This is a genomic window from Enterovirga sp. (assembly GCF_035325185.1).
In the GTDB taxonomy this organism is placed as follows: Bacteria; Pseudomonadota; Alphaproteobacteria; order Rhizobiales; family Beijerinckiaceae; genus Enterovirga.
In genome coordinates, this window is sequence record NZ_DAOLAJ010000107.1 from 1 (window position 1) to 5,673 (window position 5,673).

Annotated in this window: 4 protein-coding genes and 1 pseudogene; all 5 read left to right on the forward strand. The window is 69.8% G+C overall.

Going from position 1 to position 5,673, the window contains the following annotated elements; genetic code table 11:
- Positions 1–245: pseudogene (gene mraY, locus PKD06_RS16340) on the forward strand (phospho-N-acetylmuramoyl-pentapeptide-transferase); the annotation flags it as partial.
- Positions 246–309: 64 nt separating this feature from the next.
- Positions 310–1,710 carry a UDP-N-acetylmuramoyl-L-alanine--D-glutamate ligase gene (gene murD, locus PKD06_RS16345; protein WP_324381942.1) on the forward strand — a complete coding sequence of 467 codons (1,401 nt, stop codon included), beginning with the start codon at positions 310–312 and terminating at the stop codon, positions 1,708–1,710.
- A 56-nt stretch (positions 1,711–1,766) separates the two neighbouring features.
- Entirely contained in the window at positions 1,767–2,909 is a 1,143-nt protein-coding gene (locus PKD06_RS16350; RefSeq protein WP_324381944.1) for a putative peptidoglycan glycosyltransferase FtsW, read from the forward strand.
- Positions 2,906–4,045 carry an undecaprenyldiphospho-muramoylpentapeptide beta-N-acetylglucosaminyltransferase gene (gene murG, locus PKD06_RS16355; protein ID WP_324381946.1) on the forward strand — a complete coding sequence of 380 codons (1,140 nt, stop codon included), beginning with the start codon at positions 2,906–2,908 and terminating at the stop codon, positions 4,043–4,045. Before PKD06_RS16350 ends, murG begins: the two co-directional genes overlap by 4 nt.
- Before the next feature lie 88 nt (positions 4,046–4,133).
- Positions 4,134–5,552, forward strand: coding sequence for a UDP-N-acetylmuramate--L-alanine ligase (murC, locus tag PKD06_RS16360; protein WP_324381948.1), 1,419 nt, complete (start codon positions 4,134–4,136; stop codon positions 5,550–5,552).
- Positions 5,553–5,673 lie beyond the last annotated feature (121 nt).

Here is a 5,673-nt window from a genome sequence, read left to right on the forward strand (position 1 = left end):
TCGCGGTCGCGACCAAGCACGAGATCGTGCTGGCCATCGTCGGCGGCCTCTTCGTGATGGAGGCGATGTCGGTGATCATCCAGGTCGGCTTCTTCAAGCTGACCGGCCGGCGCGTCTTCCGCATGGCGCCGATCCATCACCATTTCGAGCAGCTCGGCTGGACGGAGCCGCAGATCGTCATCCGCTTCTGGATCATCGCCTTCCTCTTCGCCCTCGTCGGGCTGACCACGCTGAAGCTGCGGTGACGAGCATGCGAGCGGCATCGGCACACTCCCCCCTCCCCCCGCTTGCGGCGGGGAGGGCTTCCCCGTGACCCCCGTCACGACATTCGCCGGCCGGCGCGTCGCGCTGTTCGGACTCGGCGGCTCGGGCCTCGCCACCGCCCTCGCCCTCCAGGCCGGCGGCGCCGAGGTCCTGGCCTGGGACGACAGCGAGGCGAGCCGCGAGAAGGCGCGCGGCCAGGGAATCGCGATCGCCGATCTCCGCGAGGAAGACTGGTCCCGCCTCGCCGCCCTCGTCCTCGCGCCCGGCGTGCCGCTGACCCATCCCGAGCCGCACTGGACCGTCGGGCTGGCGCAGGAGGCGGGTGTCGAGATCATCGGCGATATCGAGCTGTTCTGCCGCGAGCGGGTGGACATCGCTCCCCTCGCCCCCTTCGTCGCCATCACCGGCACCAACGGCAAGTCGACCACCACCGCCCTCGTCGCCCATATGCTCCGGCAGGCCAGGCTCGACGTGCAGATGGGCGGCAATATCGGCACCGCCATCCTCTCGCTCGCGCCGCCCGCGCCCGAGCGCGTGCATGTGATCGAGATGTCGTCCTTCCAGATCGACCTGACGCCCTCGCTCGCTCCCTCCATCGGCGTGCTGATGAACATCTCGCCCGATCATCTCGACCGGCACGGGACGATCGAAGCCTATGCCCAGATCAAGGCGCGGCTGGTCGCGGCCGCCGACGTCGCGATCATCGGCATCGACGATCCCCTCAGCCGTGCGATCTACGACGCGCTGGTCGATACCGGCGCCCATGTCTACGCCGTCACCGGCGACATGCTGCCGGGAGACGGCTATCACTACGAAGGATCCGAGATTTTCGCGACGCGGGGAGGCTCGACCCGCAGGATCGCGAATCTCTCCGGAACCGGCTCGCTGCGGGGCGCCCACAACGCTCAGAATGCCGCCGTCGCGCTCGCGGTCGGGGCGGCGCTGGGGCTCGACGAGGAAGTGACCGCCCCTGCGCTCGCCAGCTTCCCCGGCCTCCATCACCGCATGGAGGAGGTGGGACGGCGCGGCGAGACGATCTTCGTCAACGATTCGAAGGCCACGAACGCCGATTCGGCCGAGAAGGCCCTGACGTCCTTCGAGCGCATCTACTGGATCCTCGGCGGCAAGCCCAAGGAGGGCGGCATCGCCTCGCTCCGCGCGCATTTCCCGCGCGTCGCGAAAGCCTATCTCATCGGCGAGGCCAGCGCGGATTTCGCCCGCACGCTCGGCGAGGTGCCCCATGTCGCCTGCGGCACGCTCGACCGGGCCGTCGCCGCCGCCGCCGCCGATGCGCAGGAGGACGAAGAGGAAGGCGAGCGCGTCGTGCTCCTCTCCCCGGCCTGCGCCAGCTACGACCAGTACCGCAATTTCGAGATCCGCGGCGATCATTTCCGCGCGCTCGTGCAGGCGCTGCCGGGGATCGCGACACCGCCCTCGCATGGTTGACGATTTGTTTCTTCTCCCCGTGCGAAACCGGGGGAAGCGACAGTTGGAGCCGACGCATGTCCTCTCGCGTTGAACGCACCTATCTGGGCCACTGGGCCTGGACGGTGGACCGCACCCTGCTCGGAGGGCTCTTCGCCCTGATGGTGGCGGGCATCGTCTTCCTGATGGCAGGCGGGCCGCCTGTCGCCGACCGGCTCGGCCTCTCGCCCTTCCATTTCGTGAACCGGCAGGTCCTCTACCTGATCCCGACCATCGCGATCCTGCTGGCCGTCTCGTTCCTCTCGCTCCGCCACGTGCGGCGGCTGGCGCTCGTGGTCTACGCGCTCGGCATCGCGCTGTGCCTTCTCGCCCTCAAGTTCGGGCCCGAGATCAAGGGCGCGCATCGCTGGGTGCAGATCGGCTCCTTCGGCATCCAGCCCTCGGAATTCGTCAAGCCCGCCTTCGTGGTGCTCGCCGCCTGGGCCTTCTCGGAAGGCGCCAAGCGGCACGACATGCCCGGCGCCCTCCTCGCCATCCTGCTTCTGCCCGCGACCGTGGTGCCGCTGATCCTCCAGCCCGATTTCGGCCAGACGATGCTGGTCGCGATCACCTGGGGCGCCCTGTTCTTCGTCGCCGGGCTGCACTGGCTCTGGGTCGCCGGCCTCGGCGGGGCGGGGCTGGTCGGCGTCTTCGCGGCCTATACCCTGCTGCCGCACGTGCGGGCGCGGTTCGAGCGCTTCCTCGACAAGGATTCGGGCGACAGCTTCCAGGTCGCGACCGCGCTCGAGAGCTTCACCAAGGGCGGCTGGTTCGGCCAGGGGCCGGGAGAAGGCACGATCAAGCGCATCCTGCCGGATGCGCATACGGACTTCATCTTCTCCGTCACCGGCGAGGAATTCGGCGTCATCGTCTGCATGGCCGTGGTCGCGCTGTTCGCGCTCATCGTGCTGCGCAGCCTCTCGCTGGCGCGGCGCCACGACGACGTCTTCGTGCGCCTCGCCGTGACCGGAATCGCGGTGATGTTCGGCCTGCAAGCCTGCATCAACATGATGGTCAACGTGCACCTGATGCCCGCCAAGGGCATGACGCTACCTTTCATCTCCTATGGCGGCTCCTCCCTCTTCTCGCTGGCGCTGGCGATGGGCTTCCTGATCGCGCTCACGCGCCGCCGGCCCCGCGCCGAGAGGCTCGAGCGCTTCGATGCCGGGGACGAATCGTGAGCGCGCAGGCGAGGCCGGTTCTGATTGCGGCGGGCGGGACGGGAGGGCATCTCTTCCCGGCCGAGGCTCTCGCCGTCGCGCTCGGAAAGCGCGGCGTGCGCGTTGCCCTCGCGACGGACGGGCGGGTCGACCGCATTGCGAAGACCTTCCCGGCGGCCGAGGTGATCCATATCCCCTCGGCGACGCCCTCGGGCGGCTCGGCCCTGGCCAAGGGCCTCGCCGCGCTGAAGCTCGCGCGCGGGGTCCTGAGCTCGCTCAGAGCCTTGCGGGCGATGAGGCCAGCCTGCATCGTCGGGTTCGGTGGCTATCCGACCGTGCCGCCCGTCCTCGCGGGCGCGATGCTCGGCATCCCCACCCTGATCCACGAGCAGAACGGGGTGATCGGGCGCGCCAACAAGTTCCTCGCCCCCCGCGCCAGCGCCATCGCAACGGGGTTCCGCAAAGTGAAGGGCATTCCCGAATCCATGGCCGGGAAGCGCCATTATACGGGAAACCCGATCCGCCCCGCGGTGATCGAGGCCGCCGCCATTCCCTATTCGCCGCCCGAGCCCGGCGGGACACTGCGCCTCGCCGTCTTCGGTGGAAGCCAGGGCGCGCGGGTGATGAGCGAGATCGTGCCACCCGCCCTTCTCTCCCTGCCGGAGGAGGCACGGGCGCGGCTCGCCGTGGACCAGCAGGCGCGAGCCGAGGACCTGGAGGCGGTCCGCCTCGCCTATGCGCGGGCCGGGATCGCAGCCTGCGTCGAGCCCTTCTTCAAGGACCTGCCGGCGCGCATGGCGGCGGCCCATCTCGTCGTCTCGCGCTCGGGCGCCTCGACGGTCGCGGAACTCGGCGCCATCGGGCGCCCGGCCATCCTCGTGCCGCTCCCCGGCGCGCTCGACCAGGACCAGGCCGCCAATGCCGGGACCCTGGCGGAGATCGGCGCCGCGACCATGATCCTCCAGCCGGATTTCACGCCCGCGCGGGTCGCCTCCGAGATCGCAGCCCGTCTCGCCGATCCCTCGGGCCTCGTCCGGGCCGCCGCGGCCGCCAAGAGCGCCGGCGTCACCGACGCCGCGGACAGGCTGGCCGACATCGTCCTCAATCTCGCCGGGATCGCAGTGTCTCAAGGCAGACCTGCGGATACCGCATCGTGAATCCACCCCGCCCCTCTGCCGGGATGCCCGCCGCGGGCGGCTCCCGAAGCACGGGGCCGAAGAGACCCAGCCTTCGCCAGGAGACCCCATGAAGCTTCCCGAGCGCCTCGGCCCCATCCACTTCATCGGCATCGGCGGCATCGGCATGTCCGGCATCGCCGAGGTCATGCACAATCTCGGCTATACTGTGCAGGGCTCGGACGCCTCCGACAACTACAATGTCCGCCGCCTCGCCGAGAAGGGCATGAAGACCTTCATCGGCCACGAGGCCGCTCACGTCGAAGGTGCGGCCGTGGTCGTCGTCTCGACGGCGATCAAGCGCGACAACCCCGAGCTCAAGGCCGCGCGCGAGATGCGCCTGCCGGTGGTCCGGAGGGCGGAGATGCTGGCGGAGCTGATGCGCTTCAAGAGCTGCGTCGCCATTGCCGGCACGCACGGCAAGACGACCACGACCTCGCTCGTCGCGACGCTGCTGGACGCTGGCGGGCTCGACCCGACCGTCATCAACGGCGGCATCATCAACGCCTACGGCACCAATGCCCGCAAGGGCACGGGCGACTGGATGGTGGTCGAGGCCGACGAATCGGACGGCACCTTCCTGAAGCTTCCCGCCGATGTCGCCATCGTCACCAATATCGACCCCGAGCATCTCGACCACTTCAAGACCTTCGACGCCATCAAGGACGCCTTCCGCAGCTTCATCGAGAACCTGCCCTTCTACGGCTTCGCGGTGATGTGCATCGACCATCCGGTGGTGCAGGATCTCGTCGGCAAGATCGAGGACCGCCGCGTCATCACCTATGGCGAGAACCCGCAGGCCGACGTGCGCCTCATCGATGTCGACCAGAAGGGCGGGCGGCTGCGCTTCCGCGTCCTCATCCGCGACCAGCGGCCCGGCTTCCGGCTGGAGCTGGACGAACTGGAAATGCCGATGCCCGGCAAGCACAACGCCCTCAACGCCACGGCCGCGATCGCGGTCGCGCATCAGCTCGGCATCTCACCCGAGGACATCCGCGCCGGAATCGGCGGCTTCGGCGGGGTCAAGCGCCGCTTCACCCGCACCGGCGAGTGGAACGGCGTCGCCGTCTTCGACGATTACGGCCATCACCCGGTCGAGATCCGGGCCGTGCTGAAGGCCGCCCGCGCCTCGACGGAGGGGCAGGTGATCGCCGTGGTGCAGCCGCACCGCTTCACGCGCCTGCAATCGCTGTTCGACGATTTCTCAACCTGCTTCAACGACGCCGATTCGGTCATCGTTGCGCCTGTCTACGCGGCGGGCGAAGCGCCGATCGAGGGCGTGGACCACGAGGCGCTGGTCGCAGGCATCCGCGCCCGCGGCCACCGCAGCGTCGTCGCCCTCGAAGGCCCCGAGGATCTCGCCGCCATGGTGCGGGACATCGCGAGCCCGGGCGATTATGTCGTCTGCCTCGGCGCGGGCAACATCACGCAATGGGCCTATGCCCTGCCGGGCGAGCTGGAGCAGCTCGACAAGGCCGCCGCCGCCTGACGCAACGTCATCGCCGCCCACGCCTCCCTCCCCCGCTTGCGGCGGGGGGGGGGGGGGGGGGCCCCCCCCCCCCCCCCCACCCCCCCCCGGCCCGGGGCCCCCCCCGCCCCGCGCCTCGCCC

Coding starts and splice junctions, on each gene's coding strand:
- murC (WP_324381948.1), top strand. CDS start 4,134: ATGAAGCTTCCCGAGCGCCTCGGCCCCATCCACTTCATCGGCATCGGC.
- PKD06_RS16350 (WP_324381944.1), top strand. CDS start 1,767: ATGTCCTCTCGCGTTGAACGCACCTATCTGGGCCACTGGGCCTGGACG.